Here is a 16,935-nt window from a genome sequence, read left to right as displayed (position 1 = left end):
ATGCTGAGCCCTTATATGTCACCCGTGGAGCGGGTGTGGTTCTACAGCTTGCGGATCCTGTGTGGCTTGATCCTGCTGTTCCTGATCTTGCCGGTGCTGGTGATTATCCCGCTGTCGTTCAACAGCGGCAGTTTCCTGGTGTACCCGCTGCAAGGCTTCTCGCTGCACTGGTATCAGGACTTCTTCGCCTCGGCCGAGTGGATGCGTGCATTGAAGAACAGCATCATTGTGGCCCCGGCGGCCACGGTGCTGGCGATGGTGTTCGGTACGCTGGCGGCGATTGGCCTGACGCGCGGCAACTTCCCCGGCAAGGCGTTGGTCATGGCCTTGGTGATTTCGCCGATGGTGGTGCCTGTGGTGATCATTGGCGTGGCCAGCTATCTGTTCTTTGCGCCACTGGGGCTGGGCAACAGCTTCCTCTCGCTGATCGTGGTACATGCCGTGCTGGGTGTGCCGTTTGTGATCATCACCGTGTCGGCGACGTTGCAGGGCTTCAACCACAACCTGGTGCGGGCGGCGGCCAGCCTGGGCGCCTCGCCGCTGACCGCGTTTCGCCGTGTGACCTTGCCGTTGATCGCGCCGGGGGTGATTTCCGGGGCATTGTTTGCCTTCTCGACGTCCTTTGATGAAGTGGTAGTGACGCTGTTTCTCGCCGGCCCCGAGCAAGCGACTTTGCCGCGCCAGATGTTCAGCGGCATCCGCGAAAATTTAAGCCCGACGATTGCCGCAGCGGCAACCTTGCTGATTGCGTTCTCGGTGCTGCTGTTGCTGACCCTTGAGTGGCTGCGAGGCCGCAGCGAGAAACTGCGCACCGCGCAAGTCTAAAGGCCGAAACCGGATCAAATGTGGGAGCTGGCTTGCCTGCGATAGCATCAACTCGGTATGTCAGGAAAACCGAGGCGGTCGCATCGCAGGCAAGCCAGCTCCCACACCGACCGAGCCATTCAGTGCGTGAATGCTGGGCAACCTGAAATACCCGGCTATTCTTGTGCCAGCCCATCATTAATAAGAGGCCGCGCACATGAGTACTTCCTCATTCAAGATCGCCCACAAACTGCTGACCGGTGCTGGCGCCATCGAACAACTGGCCGCCGAGCTCACGCGTCTTGATGTGGATAACCCGTTGATCGTTACCGATGCCGCGCTGGTCAAGTCCGGCACCGTGGCGCTGGCGCTCGAGCACCTGGGCGAGCGCACTTATGAGATTTTCGACCGTGTGCTGCCCGACCCGGAAATCGCCATCGTCGAGGACTGCATGCGCGTGTACCGCGAGGGCGGGCATGACGGCCTGATCGGCGTGGGCGGTGGCAGTGCCATCGACATCGCCAAGAGTGTCGCGGCCTATGCCGGTTACCACGGCGCGCTGGCGGACTTGTTCGGCGTCGACCAGGTGCCGCGCAAAGGCCCGCCGCTGATCGCCATCCCGACCACGGCCGGCACCGGTTCGGAGGTGACCAATGTGGCGATTCTCTCCGACAAGGCCGCACAACTGAAAAAAGGCATCGTAAGCGATTACTTATTGCCGGATGTTGCGCTGATCAGCCCGCAAATGACCCTCACGTGCCCGCGCAGTGTCACCGCCGCCAGTGGCGTGGATGCGCTGGTGCATGCCATCGAGTCCTACCTGTCGCTGAATGCCTCGCCGATCACTGACGCGCTGGCCATCGGCGCGATCAAACTGATTGCCAATGCGCTGCCCAAGGCCTACGCCAACCCTGCCAACCTGCAGGCCCGCGATGATATGGCCACCGCCAGCCTGATGGCCGGCATGGCGTTCGGCAATGCTGGCGTCGGCGCAGTGCATGCCTTGGCGTACCCGCTGGGCGGGCGATTCAATATTGCTCACGGCGTGAGCAATGCGCTGTTGCTGCCCTACGTGATGCACTGGAACAAACTGGCCTGCGTGGAGCGCATGCAGGACATTGCCCAAGCCATGGGCGTGAATACCGCCGGGCTCAGCGTCAACGACGCCGCCGATCAGGCGGTCGAGGCGATGACGCGGCTATGTGCCGCCGTGGAAATCCCGGCAGGGCTGCGCAGCTTTGGTGTGCCGGAAGACGCGATCCCCGCCATGGCGACGGAAGCGGCGGGTATCGAGCGCCTGATGCGCAACAACCCGCGCAAGCTCAGCGCGGCGGATATCGAGAAAATCTACCGGGCGGCATACTGACCATTGAGTTAGGTCACGGTGTGCTGGGTAAAGCATGAGGTATACAATGCGCGCCATCGTGATTTAGCTCAAAAAGGTGCGTCATGCAGCCCTTCGTTATCGCTCCATCGATTCTCTCCGCCGACTTCGCCCGCCTGGGTGAGGAAGTGGACAAGGTATTGGCCGCCGGTGCCGACTTCGTGCACTTCGATGTCATGGACAACCACTATGTGCCCAACCTGACCATCGGCCCGATGGTCTGCGCGGCACTGCGCAAGTACGGCATTACTGCGCCGATCGATGCGCACCTGATGGTCAGCCCGGTGGACCGCATCGTCGGTGACTTCATCGAGGCCGGTGCCACCTACATCACCTTCCACCCGGAAGCCACGCTGCACGTCGACCGCACCCTGCAACTGATCCGCGAAGGCGGTTGCAAGGCCGGCCTGGTGTTCAACCCGGCCACGCCGTTGAGCGTGCTGGAGTACGTGATGGACAAGGTCGACATGGTCTTGCTGATGAGCGTCAACCCAGGCTTCGGCGGGCAGAAGTTCATCCCCGGCACGCTGAACAAGCTGCGCGAAGCCCGTGCGCTGATCGATGCGTCGGGCCGTGATATCCGCCTGGAAATCGACGGTGGGGTCAACGTCAACAATATTCGCGAAATCGCCGCCGCTGGCGCTGACACCTTTGTGGCTGGCTCGGCGATCTTCAACGCCCCCAACTACCAGGAAGTCATCGACAAGATGCGGGCCGAACTGGCGCTGGCGCGTCCATGAGCGGTTTTGAGCAGTTGTTCCCCGGCAAACTGCCACGACTGGTGATGTTCGATCTGGACGGTACATTGATCGATTCGGTGCCAGACCTGGCGGCGGCGGTGGACGAGATGCTGCTCAAGCTGGGGCGAAAGCCAGCGGGCATCGAGGCGGTGCGTGAGTGGGTCGGCAACGGCGCGCAGATGCTGGTGCGTCGGGCCTTGGCCAACCATATTGATGCCGAAGGTGTGGATGAGGTTGAGGCCGAGCACGCCCTGGAACTCTTCAATGTTGCCTATGAAAGTAGCCATGAGCTCACCGTGGTTTACCCCGGCGTGCGCGACACGCTCAAGTGGCTGCACAAGCAAGGCGTGGAGATGGCGCTGATCACCAACAAGCCGGAGCGCTTTGTCGCGCCGTTGTTGGACCAGATGAAAATCGGCCGGTATTTCCGCTGGATCATCGGCGGCGACACCTTGCCGCAGAAAAAGCCTGACCCGGCGGCGCTGTTCTTCGTAATGAAAATGGCCAATATCCCGGCCTCGCAATCGTTGTTTGTCGGCGATTCGCGCAGTGATGTGCTGGCCGCCAAAGCCGCTGGCGTGCAGTGTGTGGCGCTGAGCTACGGCTACAACCATGGCCGGCCGATCGCCGAAGAATCGCCGGCGCTGGTCATTGATGATCTGCGACTGCTAATCCCCGGTTGCTTGGGAGCGGGCGCTGAGATAACGTTGCCCGACATCGAATCAACCCCTTCTGGAAATTCCATCGTGGTGGTCACTCGCAAACTCTGGATGAAAGTCATCAAGGCCCTGGCCCGCTGGCGTTGGCGCGCCTGACTGATCCTGGCCGCGTTGCGGCACGTTTGCACACCTGACCGTTTGACCCTCAAGCCACGAGGCACCTCATGATCCGCGAAGAATTCCTGCGTTTGGCCACTGCCGGCTATAACCGTATCCCCATGGCCTGCGAAACCCTGGCTGACTTCGATACGCCGCTGTCGATCTACCTCAAACTGGCCGACAAGCCCAATTCCTACCTGCTTGAATCGGTGCAGGGCGGCGAGAAGTGGGGCCGTTACTCGATCATCGGCCTGCCGTGCCGCACCGTGCTGCGTGTGCATGACCACCATGTGAGCATCACCCATGATGGCGTCGAGATCGAAAGCCATGACGTGGAAGACCCGCTGGCGTTCGTCGAAACCTTCAAGGCGCGCTACAACGTGCCGACCATTCCCGGTCTGCCGCGTTTCAACGGTGGCCTGGTGGGGTATTTCGGCTACGACTGCGTGCGCTACGTAGAAAAACGCCTGGGCAAATGCCCGAACCCGGACCCGCTGGGCGTGCCGGACATTCTGCTGATGGTCTCCGACGCGGTGGTGGTGTTCGACAACCTCGCCGGCAAGATGCACGCGATTGTCCTCGCCGACCCGTCCCAGGCCGATGCCTTCGAGCAAGGCCAGGCTAGCCTTGAGGCATTGCTGGAGAAACTGCGTCAGCCGATCACCCCACGCCGTGGCCTGGACCTCAGCCGTCCGCCGGCCGCCGACCCGATCTTTCGTTCAAGCTTTACCCAGGATGACTACGAGCGCGCGGTCGACACCATCAAGGAATACATCCTTGCCGGTGACTGCATGCAGGTGGTGCCGTCGCAACGCATGTCCATCGACTTCAAGGCGGCGCCAATTGATCTGTACCGCGCGCTGCGGTGCTTCAACCCGACGCCGTACATGTACTTCTTCAACTTCGGAGACTTCCACGTGGTGGGCAGTTCGCCGGAAGTGCTGGTGCGGGTCGAAGACAACCTCATCACCGTGCGCCCGATAGCCGGCACACGCCCGCGTGGCGCGACCGAAGAGGCCGACCTGGCGCTGGAAGAAGACCTGCTGAGTGACGACAAGGAAATTGCCGAACACTTGATGCTGATCGACCTGGGCCGCAACGACACCGGGCGGGTTTCGGAAATCGGTTCGGTGAAGCTCACCGAGAAGATGGTCATCGAGCGGTATTCCAACGTGATGCACATTGTGTCCAACGTCACCGGCGAGCTGAAAGCCGGGTTGACCGCGATGGACGCACTGCGGGCGATTCTGCCGGCGGGCACTTTGTCGGGCGCGCCGAAGATTCGCGCGATGGAGATCATCGACGAACTGGAGCCGGTTAAACGAGGTGTGTATGGCGGCGCCGTGGGGTATTTCGCCTGGAACGGCAATATGGACACTGCGATTGCGATCCGCACCGCCGTGATCAAGGACGGCGAGCTGCATGTGCAGGCGGGTGGCGGGATTGTGGCTGACTCGGTGCCGGCCCTGGAATGGGAAGAAACCCTGAACAAACGCCGCGCGATGTTCCGGGCTGTGGCGTTGGCAGAGCAAACGCCGCAAAGCTAAAGTCAGACATTGGACAACCTGTGGGAGCAGGCAAGCCAGCTCCCACAGTTGTTTTGTGGGGCGTTTAAGATCCGCTTAGAAATCCAGACTCACCCCCACACTGACGCCTTGCTGGGTAAAACTGTCATCCTTCCTCACGTTATACGCCGCCCGTAGCGCCAGCTCCTGAGTCAGCTTGTGGCTGACCCCCAGACTCAATCGGTCCGAATTGCTGCGCGGCGTGTAGCCGTCCAGCTTGAAGTCGATCCCGGGCACGCTGTTGAGCGACATCTTTACCTTCTGGGTGTCGTTTTCGAACTCATGCTCGTGGGCCACTTCGCCAAACACTTGGGTTTGCGGCGTAATCCGGTAGCTGCCCTGCAGGCCGACGCCCAGGCGTTTGGAGTCGCGTTGCTGGTCATCGAAGGTCAGCGCGGTGGAGCGGTTGTCCTTTTCCGAATAACCATCGACTTCGACCCGCGAATAGTCCGCGCTGATGAACGGTGACAAATGCCAGTCGCTGCCGGCGCCGGCAATGTCATAACCCAAACGGCCGCTCAAGGCCCAGAGCCAGCCATCGGTGTCGCCTTTTTCGGCGCCTTCGCTGACGCCCAGGGCGAACTTGCGCTTGAGGCTGTCGAAGTCCAGCTTGCCGCCGGTCAGCGCCGCATCGGCCCACCAGTGGTTTTGCTGATATTGCGCGAAGGCGGTGCCCATGTAGCTGTTGAGCTTGTAGTCCGAATCGCGGGCGCCGGCTTCGAGTGTCTGGCGATACAAGCCGGCGGCCACGCCGACGCGCCAGTTTTCGTCGAGGCGATAGCTGCCGCCGACGTTCACGTTGTAGCCACTGCCGTCGCCGCTGGCCGAACTGCGTTGATCATCAAAGTCCAAATGCTGGCCACCACCGGCGACAATCGCGCGCCATTGGCCGACGGCCTGCCAGTTGCCATTGTCGGCTTGCCACTGGTTGCGCAGCTCATCCTGGTGGGCGCGCAAGGTGCCCTGGGCCATCTCCGGCAGCAAGGTCACTTCCCACGGCGCGGCGAGCAGCGAGTAGGCGTAGTCGGCGATCAACTGTTGCCCGGCGATGGTGGGGTGCACCGAGTCGTTATAGATCAGCTTGGTCGGGTCCGGGGTGGCGCCGCCAATGCCATACACCGGGTTGGCGGTGCAGCCGTTGCCGCTGAAGCAGGTGCCTGTGAGGTTTTGCCCGGTGGCCAGGCCAAAGCGCGCAGGGTTGGCGAAGGTTTCATTGAGCAGTAACGGGATGTTCAGCGGGATGACCTGGGCGTCGATCTGCGACAGGCGCTGCACCAGCGCCTGGTTGAAAATGCTGCTCAGGGCCGAGCTGGCGCCTTGCGCGGGCGTGCCGTTGATGGCGGGTGTCAAGCCCAGGTCGGGCAGCATCCACACCATGATGTAGCGCGCGCCGGCCTGTTGCAGGGCTTGGGCGCTGTCGGCCAGGCGCCCGCCGGCGGCCACGGCCTGGCCCGGGCTGAGGACGCGCCCTTGCAGAAAGTCATTACCGCCACCGGATAGGAAATACAACGCGTTCGGGTCAGCCCGCCCGCCGTTGGCCGGCAGATAACCCTGACGGCTGCGCAGTACGGTGCCACCACCGGCGTTGCCGGGCGGGATCGCCGCATTGGAGACCGAGGTGATGGAATCGAGGATATTGTCGGTACGGTAGCCGCCGACCGCCCAGTTATTACCATCCGGCAAACCTTGGGCGGCACGTACCGGCGAGGTGGAGGCGTTCAGGTCGTTGGGTGCCACGCCCAGCTTGCCGCCCAAAAGCGTAGATGACACCAGGCCATAATCGCCCTGGAATGTCGGCCCGGTGCGGTTGGTAAAGCGCAAGGTGGCGCCGGCCGAGCCATCGGGGAATTGGCCGGCGTCGGCCAGGCTGTCGCCGAACACGACCATGGTTGAGTAAGGTGAAGGTGCTGCAAACGCCTGCGCGCAGGCCAGTGACAGGAGGCAGCCGGCAAGGGGCGCAAAAAACGGTGGTCTGAGCATGCGAAATTCCATTTAGTTGTTTTTGTGTCGGAAGCGAAACACTAGCAATGTAGTGAGGGTTTTATTCGAAGAAAACAGTTTTTTCTTACAAATACTCGGTGGTGACCCCCGGAATCGCTGCTCCATATTGCACCGCTGGCGAGGCTACGTTACTGTGCCTGAACGTATGAATGAGACCCTCCCCGTGTTGATCATCAGCAAACTCTTGATGCGAGTAGTTAAGGCACACGCCCGTTGGCGTTGGCGCGCCTGACATTTTTCTCTGCCGGCTCGGCCGGACCTGTACCGATTTGCCTTCTTCACCCTTTGTTTGACGCCCCTTGCCGGCTCACCCTGGCAACCGGAACGTGCGTCTGGCAGCGGGACACTCTCTTGGAAGGCGGTCATTCGAAATCAGTGAATTCAAGAGGTTTGAACCCACATGTTGCTGATGATTGATAACTACGATTCCTTTACCTACAACGTTGTGCAGTACCTGGGCGAACTCGGCGCCGAGGTCAAGGTGGTGCGCAACGACGAACTGACGGTCGCCGAAATCGCTGCCCTGAACCCGGAGCGCATCGTGGTTTCGCCTGGCCCGTGCACGCCGACCGAAGCGGGCATCTCCCTCGAAGCCATCCAGTATTTCGCCGGTAAATTGCCGATCCTGGGCGTGTGCCTGGGTCACCAGTCCATCGGCCAGGCGTTTGGTGGTGACGTGGTGCGTGCGCGCCAAGTGATGCATGGCAAAACCAGCCCGGTGTTCCATAAAGACCTCGGCGTATTCCACGGCCTCAACCTGCCGGTGACAGTCACTCGCTACCACTCGCTGGTGGTCAAGCGTGAAACCCTGCCCGAGTGCCTGGAGCTGACCGCCTGGACTCAGCTGGAAGACGGCTCGGTCGACGAGATCATGGGCCTGCGTCACAAGACACTGAATATCGAAGGGGTGCAATTTCACCCCGAATCAATCCTGACCGAGCAGGGCTACGAGCTGTTCGCCAACTTTCTCAAGCAGAGCGGCGGCACGCGCTAAGGACTTTCCATGGATATCAAGACTGCCCTGAGCCGTATCGTCGGCCATCTGGACCTGAGCACCGCTGAAATGAGCGATGTGATGCGCGAGATCATGACTGGCCAATGCACTGACGCGCAGATCGGCGCGTTCATGATGGCGATGCGCATGAAGAGCGAGAGTATCGACGAAATCGTCGGCGCCGTGTCAGTGATGCGTGAGCTGGCCGACAAGGTTGAGCTCAAGACCCTCGACGGCGTGGTCGATGTGGTCGGTACCGGCGGCGACGGTGCGAATATTTTCAACGTGTCGACGGCTTCCTCCTTTGTGGTGGCGGCAGCCGGTTGCACCGTGGCCAAACACGGTAACCGTGCGGTGTCGGGCAAAAGCGGCAGCGCCGACTTGCTGGAGGCGGCTGGTATTTATCTGAACCTGACGCCGGTGCAAGTGGCGCGCTGCATCGACAGCGTGGGCATTGGCTTCATGTTTGCCCAGTCCCACCACGGCGCCATGAAACACGCCGCCGGCCCGCGCAAGGACCTTGGCCTGCGCACCCTGTTCAACATGCTTGGCCCGCTTACGAATCCGGCCGGTGTGAAACATCAGGTGGTCGGTGTGTTCAGCCAGGCGCTGTGCCGGCCGTTGGCCGAAGTGTTGCAGCGTCTGGGCAGCAAGCACGTGCTGGTGGTGCATTCCAAGGATGGCCTGGACGAATTCAGCCTGGCGGCACCGACCTTCGTGGCGGAGCTGAAGAATGACCAGGTCAGCGAATATTGGGTCGAGCCCGAAGACCTCGGCATGAGAAGCCAAAGCTTGCATGGCCTGTCGGTGGAAAGCCCGGCGGCCTCGCTGGAGTTGATCCGTGATGCCTTGGGGCGCCGCAAGACAGAAAACGGCCAGAAAGCCGCAGAAATGATTGTTCTGAATGCTGGCGCGGCACTTTACGCGGCGGACCACGCCTATAGTCTTAAGGAAGGTGTCGCCTTGGCCCACGATGCGTTGCACACCGGTCTGGCTCGCGAAAAGCTCGAAGAACTGGGAGCCTTTACCGCTGTGTTCAAAATGGAGAATGAAGGATGAGTGTCCCGACCGTTCTGGAAAAAATCCTCGCGCGCAAGGCTGAAGAGGTGGCCGAGCGCCGTGCCCGTGTGAGCCTGGCTGAGCTGGAGGGCTTGGCAAAAAGCGCCGACGCGCCGCGTGGTTTTGCCGCTGCGCTGATCAAGCAGGCGAAGGAAAAGCAGCCTGCCGTGATTGCCGAGATCAAAAAAGCTTCGCCCAGCAAAGGCGTGATTCGCGAAGTTTTCATTCCTGAAGACATTGCCAAGAGCTATGAGAAGGGCGGCGCAACCTGCCTGTCCGTGTTGACCGATATCGACTTCTTCCAGGGTTCCGACCTGTTCCTGCAACAGGCCCGCGCCGCGTGCAAGTTGCCGGTGATCCGCAAGGACTTCATGGTTGACCCGTACCAGATCGTCGAAGCCCGCGCCTTGGGCGCCGATTGCGTGCTGCTGATCGTCTCCGCGCTGGACGACGTGAAGATGGCCGAGCTGGCGGCCGTGGCCAAAAGCGTAGGCCTGGACGTACTGGTAGAAGTGCACGATGGCGATGAGCTGGAGCGCGCGCTGAAAACCCTCGACACGCCGTTGGTGGGGGTTAATAACCGTAACCTGCACACCTTTGAAGTCAGCCTGGAAAATACCCTCGACCTGTTGCCGCGTATTCCGCGTGATCGGTTGGTGATTACCGAGAGCGGCATCGTCAACCGCGCCGACGTAGAGCTGATGGAAATCAGCGGTGTGTTTTCGTTCCTGGTGGGTGAGACATTTATGCGCGCCGAGAACCCAGGTGCGGAATTGCAGCGTCTGTTCTTCCCGGAGCGTGGCGTGGCGGTGAGTGGTTCCACCCTCGACTGATTTGAAATACGGTCAAAAATGTGGGAGCTGGCTTGTGTGGGAGCTGGCTTGCCTGCGATAGCATCACCTCGGTGTTTCTGGAAGACCGCGGTGCCTTTATCGCAGGCAAGCCAGCTCCCACATTTGGTTTTGTGTTTGTTCAGATGATAGGTGTCCGATGATCGAGCCGGTGTCGATGACAGTTGAAGCAGGACTTGCCGCCGAGCAAGACTTGCTCGCGGCCGTTTGCGCCGGTGAACAGGCATTCGGGCTACTGTTCTGGCAGCCAAATGACCAGGCTTTGGTGATGCCGCGCCGTTTGAGCCGCTTGCCGGCTTTTGACGCGGCCAGCCAGGTTTCGGCTGCTGCCGGTTGGCCGGTGCTACTGCGCGAGACCGGCGGAGAGCCGGTGCCGCAGTCGGCCGCCACGGTCAATATCGCGCTGGTTTACGCGCCGCCACGCAGCGAAGGTGATCAAGGCCGCATCGAAACCGGTTATCAGCGTTTGTGCCAGCCGATCTGTGATTTGCTGATTGAGTTGGGCGGTGACGCTTCTGTTGGCGAAATCGACGGCGCCTTTTGCGACGGTCGCTATAACGTCAACCTCAACGGCCGCAAGATGGTCGGCACTGCCCAGCGCTGGCGACAAAGTGGCGGCCGCCCAGTAGGTTTGGTGCACGGTGCATTGTTGCTGGATAACGACCGCGATGAGCTGATTGCGGCGGTCAATCGTTTCAATGAGGCCTGCGGCCTCGACCAGCGGGTGCGTGCCGACAGCCATATCGCGTTGCACGAAGCCTTTCCCGCACCGGATGCCATCACCCGACTGGACGTGTTGTACCGTCAGATGCTGGCCGGATTCCTGCCGGCTTAACGCGTACCGAACACCACCATCGTCTTGCCTTTGACGTGTACCAGGTTGCGCTCTTCCAAGTCCTTGAGCACACGACCGACCATTTCCCGTGAACACCCGACAATGCGTCCGATCTCCTGGCGCGTGACTTTGATCTGCATGCCGTCAGGGTGGGTCATGGCGTCGGGCTGTTTGCACAGTTCCAGCAGGCAACGGGCTACGCGGCCGGTGACATCAAAGAACGCCAGGTCACCCACTTTGCGCGTGGTGTCGCGCAAGCGCTGGGCAATCTGACCGCTTAAGGCGTAGAGAATGTCGGGATCATGTTGGGCCAGTTCGCGAAACTTGGCATAGCTGATCTCGGCGACTTCACACTCAACCTTGGCCCTCACCCAGGCACTGCGCTCCTGCTCTTTGCCCGCTTGTTCAAACAGCCCCAGCTCACCGAAGAAATCCCCGGTATTGAGGTACGCGATGATCATCTCGCGGCCGTCTTCATCTTCAATCAGGATGGTGACCGAGCCCTTGATAATGAAGAACAGCGTCTCGGAGCGTTCGCCAGCGCAAATGATGTTGTGCTTGGCCGGGTAACGCCGGCGCTGGCAATGCATCAACAATTTGTCGAGGTTCTTGATCTTGGGTGTGGGAGCAAGAGCAACCATGGTTGTATCCCGAAAAGACTGCACGGTGTGGTTGGAATTATTTTTATCCAGCGGTAATGGCATTGATACACGCTGTACAAAGGATGGCAATGCGCCATTGAATTGGCGCCAGCTTAACAGACACATTCTGCCTCGATTAAGGAATTTAGCGGGCAAACGTTGTCATTGATCGTTTTCATACCGGGCGCTGCGGGTTCAAGACCCTGTGCTAAGCTGGCGACCCTTTTTTAGCAGTGGAGTCTGGGCGATGAAGGCACGCATCCAATGGGCGGGTGAGGCCATGTTCCTCGGTGAGTCGGGCAGTGGCCATGTGGTAGTTATGGACGGCCCGCCGGACGCCGGTGGCCGTAACCTGGGTGTACGCCCGATGGAAATGCTCCTGCTCGGTGTTGGCGGTTGCAGCAATTTCGACGTGGTCAGCATCTTGAAGAAGTCCCGCCAGGCCGTCGAAAGCTGCGAAGCCTTCCTGGAAGCGGAGCGGGCCACTGAAGACCCCAAGGTGTTTACCAAGATCCACATGCATTTCGTGGTCAAGGGCCGGGCGTTGAAGGAAGCTCAGGTCAAGCGTGCCATCGAGCTGTCGGCCGAGAAGTATTGCTCTGCATCGATCATGCTTGGCGCGGCCGGCGTGGCCATCACCCATGATTACGAGATTATCGAGCTGGGTTGATTGCCAGTCGACAATAGAAAAGGGCGCCTGTTGAGGGCGCCCTTTTTTGTGCGGCATTGTTTAAATTCGATAGGTGCTTTTGGTCATGACCTTGGCCAGTACGCTCATGCCAAACCTCACGGGCGCCGGGAAGCGGAAGCCGCCTGCATCCAGTGCGCTTTCTGCGTGGTGTTCTTCATCAATGCGCATCTGTTCAAGAATCGCCCGCGACTTTTCGTCTTCGGCCGGCAGTTGTTCCAGGTGTTCATCCAGGTGTTTGCACACCTGATGCTCGGTCGCAGCCACAAAACCGAGGCTGACCTTGTCGCTGATCAGGCCGGCAGCGGCGCCGATACCGAACGACAAACCATAAAACAGTGGGTTGAGCACGCTGGGATGGCTACCGAGCTGGCGAATGCGCTGCTCGCACCAGGCCAGGTGGTCGATTTCTTCTTCGGCCGCATGTTCCATCGCTGCGCGTACTTGCGGCAGCTTGGCGGTCAGCGCCTGGCCTTGATACAGCGCCTGGGCACAGACTTCACCGGTGTGGTTGATGCGCATCAGGCCGGCGACGTGGCGGGTGTCGGTCTCGCTCATCTGCGCGTCGGGCTGCACGATGGCGGGCGAAGGCCGGTACGGTTGGCCGCTGAAGGGCAGCAGTGTGCGCATGGCCATGTCGGCTTGCAGCAACAGACGGTCAATCGGCGAGTAGTGACGTTGGGTAGTCATGCTGACCTCCGGGAAGAATCTCGGCGGCCAGTTTACCGCAAGAGAAGGCGATGCGTTTGCGCTGTGTCAATTTGCCCCTGTGGCGAGGGAGCTTGCTCCTGCCCGACGGCGTAGCCGTCGCAAACTCCCCGCAACAATCAGCCCGGCGGCCAGTTCATCTGGCGCTGACCCAGCACGTGCATATGGATGTGATAAACAGTCTGCCCGCCATCCTCGTTGCAGTTCATCACCACGCGAAAGCCCTTCTCGCAGCCTTGCTCTACGGCCAGCCGTTGAGCGGTGAACAGAATATGGCCAGCGAGGGCTTTGTCTTCTTCGGTGAGGTCGTTGAGGGTACGGATCGGCTTTTTCGGAATGACCAGAAAATGCACGGGTGCCATTGGGGCAATATCGTGGAAGGCGAGGACTTGGTCATCTTCATAGATGATCTTCGCAGGTATTTCTCTGTTGATGATCTTGGTGAACAGAGTATCCACAGCTGTTTCTCCATTATGAAAGTGTAGAACGAGTGTACCGAGGCCGTCAGCGCGGGCAATAGGCCTTGTTGATGGCGCCGGCAATCTTGCGGGTCAGCCAGCGTGGGCTCAAGCGCGGGCTGAAGGCCAGCCAGCGGTTGCGTCGCCCGGGAATAATGATGGCTTTGTTCTTTTCCAGCGCGCGCACGGTGTAGAGCGCCACTTCTTCCGGGCTCATCAGTTGACCACTGCGGTCGAGCTTGGCGGTGTCCATTTGCGCGGTGCCGAAGAATGCCGTGCGCGTGGGGCCGGGACACAGCACCGAGACCTTGATACCGCAGGTCTTCAACTCTTCGCGCAAGCCTTCGGAGAAGTGCAGCACATACGCCTTGCTGGCGTAATAGCTGCTCATCCAGGGGCCGGGCTGGAAGGCTGCGACCGAGGCCACGTTGAGAATCTGCCCGCCGCCATGCAGCGCCATGGCGTTGCCTAGGGCGTGGCACATGCGGGTGAGGGCCAGGATGTTGACTTCGATCAGGTCCTGCTCGGTCATCCAGTCCTGGGCAAGGAACGGCCCGCTGGTGCCCATGCCGGCGCAGTTGACCAGCAGGTCGATCTGCCGCTCGCCTTCTTCAAGTTCCAGCAGGAACCCGGACAAACGCAGGGGTTCGCCCAGGTCGCAGGCACGAAACAGCACCTCGACGCCGAAACGCTGAGTCAATTCAATTGCAATGCTTTCCAACTGATCACGCTGGCGGGCCACCAGAATCAAGCTACGGCCGCGACGGGCCAGTGCTTCGGCCAAAGCCAGGCCGATGCCACTGGAGGCGCCGGTGATCAGAGCGTAACGGGTCATGCCTTTCTCCATCGCAACGCCGCCGAGCCTGTGACAGAGGCATCACAGGCGGCGGGGCGTTTCTTCACTGTTCTGGAGAGTCTACAGGTTCGGCTGCGTCCTCAGCACTTTGCACGCTTTCTTCTTCATCTACGGTGACGCTTTGATCGGTGGCGTCATCGGCGGTGATGGAGCTGCTTTCGTAGCTGCTGTCCATATTGGCTTCGAGTTGGTTCAGGTAGCCGTTCATGCCCAGCGTCACCACAATGGCGAGCATCACCGGAATAAACGCCAGCCACAGGGTCGCCAACACTTTGACTGCCGTGGAGTTGCGCGGCGGCGGCGGGCCATATTGGTTGGCGCCTGCATTGCCCGGCAATACCAGCAGCAAGATTGGGAAGATGCTGTTGACCACTGGCACAAGGTTGAGGAAGTACAGCCAGCCGGACCAGCCCAGGTCGTGCAGGCGTTGCACACCGATTTGCACGCTCACCCACACCAGTGCAACAAACAAGGCCAAGCCCAGCAGCACCCCGAGGATGGTGCCGGCAGTCGGCGAGGCGGTTGCCACGGCGAAGCTCGCGGTACTGATGATGCCACCGGCCACCAACAGCGCCAGGGTCAATACCAGCGTCCAGGCCAGATAACGCAAGCGGCCGATGCGACCGTGGATGGTGAACACTTTAAGGGTTGAGTATTCCTCGGTGTACTCACCCACGGCAGCACGCGGTGGTGCATAGGGCGAAGCCGCAGGGCGCGAGAAGTCTGCAGTGCTGGCGTCGGTTTCGTGGGTTTCGGCCAGGTTGAAGGTTACCGGCTGCTCGGCTTCGATACGTGCATCGATGCCGGCGTTTTTCAGCGCTGTAAGGTAGGTTTCGGCATCGGCACGGGAAAGGTCGCGCTTGAGTGCGACCGGGCGGCCGGTGAAAAGCTTTTCGATGGCTGCCACATCACTTTTGAACAGCTCGGCGAGGTTCAGCTTGGCGGTGGTGCTTTCGACACCCGGGAGCAGGGCTCCGTCAAACACAATCTTGAAACGGCTGTCGCTCATGCGGGCATCCTTGTCACTTGTTCAGGGAGGGGGTTTGCAGGCCTGCACACATGGGCAGGCCTGCTATTGAGTTTAACGGGGCCAGCGCAACTGCGCTGCCTTCTCGCGTGCCTTGCGGTATTCGGCATCCAGGCGGGCAATCAGTTCATCGACGCTGGGCAAATCATCAATCTGGCCGACACCTTGGCCGGCTGACCATACGGTTTTCCAGGCCTTGGCCTCATCGCTTAACGGCTTGAGCTTGGAGCCGAAGTTGACTTCGCCTTTGCCCTGCAGGGCGGCGAGGTCGAAACCGGCGTTTTCCAAACTCTGGCGCATGAAGCTTGCGGGTACGCCGGACACCGCAGGAGTGTGCACGATGTCGGCGGCGCGCGATGTGAGCAGCATCTCTTTATAAGCGTCCGGGGCGTGGCTTTCGGTGGTGCCGATAAAGCGCGTGCCGAAATACGCCAGGTCTGCGCCCAGCAGTTGGGCTGCGAGTATCTCATGACCATGGTTGAGGCAGCCGGCCAACAGCAGGGTTTTATCAAAGAACTGGCGAATCTCGGCGATCAGCGCGAACGGGCTCCAGGTACCGGCATGGCCACCGGCGCCCGCTGCCACGGCGATCAGGCCGTCAACACCGGCTTCTGCGGCTTTCTCGGCATGTCGGCGGGTGGTGACGTCGTGAAACACCAGGCCACCGTAGCTGTGGACCGCATCCACCAGCTCCTTGACCGCGCCCAGGCTGGTGATGACGATCGGCACCTTGTGCTCGACGCAGATCGCCAGGTCGGCCTCAAGCCTTGGGTTGCTGTTATGCACGATCAGGTTGACGGCATAGGGCGCGGGGTTGTCCAGCTGTGCCAGGCCCGCTTCGATTTCCTCCAGCCAGGCCTTGAAACCGCTGCTTTCGCGCTGGTTAAGTGCCGGGAAACTCCCAACCACGCCATTGCGACAGCACGCCAGCACGAGTTGCGGGTTGGAAATCAGAAACATCGGCGCAGCCACCACGGGTAGGCGCAGACGTTGTTCGAGCGAAGCGGGCAGTGACATTGGAGGTTCCCCGAGTAATTGAAATTAGAACGGTTTGACCACGACCAAAATTACGATAGCCAGCAATATCAGAACCGGCACTTCATTGAACCAGCGATAAAAGACATGGCTGCGGGTATTTTCGCCACGGGCGAAACGTTTTACTTGGGCGCCGCACATATGGTGGTAGCCGATCAGCAGCACCACCAGGGTAAGTTTGGCGTGGATCCAGGCACCGGATTGAAAAATGGCCGGGTTCAGGTAGATCAGCCAGCCGCCGAATATCAGGGTAGCGATCATTGCCGGCCCCATGATGCCGCGGTACAGCTTGCGCTCCATGACGCTGAAGCGTTCTTTGCTGACGGTGTCCTCACTTTGCGCGTGGTAGACGAACAGGCGTGGCAGGTAAAACAGCCCGGCAAACCAGCAGACGATACTGACGATATGGAAGGCTTTGATCCATAGATAGAGCATTTCTAGTTATTCCCAGGTTCACGGTAACTGAAGATA

Annotated in this window: 18 protein-coding genes; 10 read left to right on the top strand and 8 right to left on the bottom strand. The window is 60.3% G+C overall.

From position 1 onward, the window contains the following. The 5 genes from HU759_RS27535 to trpE all read left to right on the top strand — a co-directional run bounded on the left by HU759_RS27535 (window position 1) and on the right by trpE (window position 5,293). The gene (locus HU759_RS27535) at window positions 1-825 is read left to right on the top strand and encodes an ABC transporter permease (protein ID WP_017138075.1); all 825 of its coding nucleotides are present in this window, start codon (window positions 1-3) and stop codon (window positions 823-825) included. Between the two features lie 196 nt (window positions 826-1,021). After that, complete coding sequence (locus tag HU759_RS27530) at window positions 1,022-2,170, top strand: iron-containing alcohol dehydrogenase (protein WP_017138076.1); 1,149 nt, start codon at window positions 1,022-1,024, stop codon at window positions 2,168-2,170. An 83-nt stretch (window positions 2,171-2,253) separates the two neighbouring features. Beyond that, complete coding sequence (rpe, locus tag HU759_RS27525) at window positions 2,254-2,928, top strand: ribulose-phosphate 3-epimerase (RefSeq protein WP_017138077.1); 675 nt, start codon at window positions 2,254-2,256, stop codon at window positions 2,926-2,928. After that, window positions 2,925-3,743, top strand: coding sequence for a phosphoglycolate phosphatase (locus tag HU759_RS27520; protein WP_138449307.1), 819 nt, complete (start codon window positions 2,925-2,927; stop codon window positions 3,741-3,743). Before rpe ends, HU759_RS27520 begins: the two co-directional genes overlap by 4 nt. A gap of 68 nt (window positions 3,744-3,811) precedes the next feature. Beyond that, the gene (trpE, locus tag HU759_RS27515) at window positions 3,812-5,293 is read left to right on the top strand and encodes an anthranilate synthase component I (protein ID WP_017138079.1); all 1,482 of its coding nucleotides are present in this window, start codon (window positions 3,812-3,814) and stop codon (window positions 5,291-5,293) included. Between the two features lie 75 nt (window positions 5,294-5,368). On the opposite strand, the gene estP is transcribed toward trpE, so the two are convergent. Continuing rightward, a complete protein-coding gene (gene estP / locus HU759_RS27510; protein ID WP_138449309.1) occupies window positions 5,369-7,291 on the bottom strand; it encodes an esterase EstP in 1,923 nt (640 codons plus the stop codon). 421 nt (window positions 7,292-7,712) lie between these two features. On the opposite strand from estP, the gene HU759_RS27505 reads away from it, so the two are divergent. From HU759_RS27505 to HU759_RS27490, 4 genes are all read left to right on the top strand, one after another. Continuing rightward, entirely contained in the window at window positions 7,713-8,306 is a 594-nt protein-coding gene (locus HU759_RS27505) for an aminodeoxychorismate/anthranilate synthase component II (protein WP_053258301.1), read from the top strand. Window positions 8,307-8,315: 9 nt separating this feature from the next. Continuing rightward, window positions 8,316-9,365: an anthranilate phosphoribosyltransferase gene (trpD, locus tag HU759_RS27500; protein ID WP_017138082.1), complete on the top strand. Its 1,050-nt coding sequence runs from the start codon at window positions 8,316-8,318 to the stop codon at window positions 9,363-9,365. Next, window positions 9,362-10,198, top strand: coding sequence for an indole-3-glycerol phosphate synthase TrpC (gene trpC / locus HU759_RS27495; RefSeq protein WP_017138083.1), 837 nt, complete (start codon window positions 9,362-9,364; stop codon window positions 10,196-10,198). Before trpD ends, trpC begins: the two co-directional genes overlap by 4 nt. A 157-nt stretch (window positions 10,199-10,355) precedes the next feature. Next, window positions 10,356-11,051, top strand: coding sequence for a lipoate--protein ligase family protein (locus HU759_RS27490; RefSeq protein ID WP_017138084.1), 696 nt, complete (start codon window positions 10,356-10,358; stop codon window positions 11,049-11,051). On the opposite strand, the gene crp is transcribed toward HU759_RS27490, so the two are convergent. Then, window positions 11,048-11,692: a cAMP-activated global transcriptional regulator CRP gene (gene crp, locus HU759_RS27485; protein ID WP_017138085.1), complete on the bottom strand. Its 645-nt coding sequence runs from the start codon at window positions 11,690-11,692 to the stop codon at window positions 11,048-11,050. The genes HU759_RS27490 and crp overlap by 4 nt on opposite strands. 247 nt (window positions 11,693-11,939) lie before the next feature. On the opposite strand from crp, the gene HU759_RS27480 reads away from it, so the two are divergent. Next, window positions 11,940-12,362 carry an OsmC family protein gene (locus HU759_RS27480; protein ID WP_017138086.1) on the top strand — a complete coding sequence of 141 codons (423 nt, stop codon included), beginning with the start codon at window positions 11,940-11,942 and terminating at the stop codon, window positions 12,360-12,362. 60 nt (window positions 12,363-12,422) lie between these two features. Here HU759_RS27480 and coq7 read toward each other — a convergent pair whose 3' ends face one another. The 6 genes from coq7 to hemJ all read right to left on the bottom strand — a co-directional run bounded on the left by coq7 (window position 12,423) and on the right by hemJ (window position 16,899). Continuing rightward, complete coding sequence (coq7, locus tag HU759_RS27475) at window positions 12,423-13,070, bottom strand: 2-polyprenyl-3-methyl-6-methoxy-1,4-benzoquinone monooxygenase (protein ID WP_017138087.1); 648 nt, start codon at window positions 13,068-13,070, stop codon at window positions 12,423-12,425. 137 nt (window positions 13,071-13,207) lie between these two features. Continuing rightward, on the bottom strand, window positions 13,208-13,546 hold the full coding sequence (locus HU759_RS27470) for a histidine triad nucleotide-binding protein (RefSeq protein WP_003210943.1): 339 nt from the start codon (window positions 13,544-13,546) through the stop codon (window positions 13,208-13,210). A gap of 46 nt (window positions 13,547-13,592) precedes the next feature. Then, window positions 13,593-14,381 (bottom strand): SDR family oxidoreductase, encoded by a 789-nt coding sequence (locus tag HU759_RS27465; protein ID WP_017138088.1) that lies wholly within the window; start codon window positions 14,379-14,381, stop codon window positions 13,593-13,595. A 64-nt stretch (window positions 14,382-14,445) separates the two neighbouring features. Next, a complete protein-coding gene (locus tag HU759_RS27460; protein ID WP_138449317.1) occupies window positions 14,446-15,411 on the bottom strand; it encodes a DUF805 domain-containing protein in 966 nt (321 codons plus the stop codon). A 72-nt stretch (window positions 15,412-15,483) separates the two neighbouring features. Next, window positions 15,484-16,446, bottom strand: a complete 963-nt coding sequence (locus tag HU759_RS27455) for a nitronate monooxygenase family protein (RefSeq protein WP_138449319.1) — start codon at window positions 16,444-16,446, stop codon at window positions 15,484-15,486. A gap of 24 nt (window positions 16,447-16,470) precedes the next feature. Further along, complete coding sequence (gene hemJ, locus HU759_RS27450; protein WP_017138091.1) at window positions 16,471-16,899, bottom strand: protoporphyrinogen oxidase HemJ; 429 nt, start codon at window positions 16,897-16,899, stop codon at window positions 16,471-16,473. Window positions 16,900-16,935: the final 36 nt, after the last annotated feature.

It is taken from the genome of Pseudomonas sp. OE 28.3 (genome assembly GCF_014268205.2).
In the GTDB taxonomy this organism is placed as follows: domain Bacteria; phylum Pseudomonadota; class Gammaproteobacteria; order Pseudomonadales; family Pseudomonadaceae; genus Aquipseudomonas; species Aquipseudomonas edaphica.
Note: the sequence above shows the minus strand (reverse complement) of the source record. Positions and strands in the feature narration are given on the sequence as shown.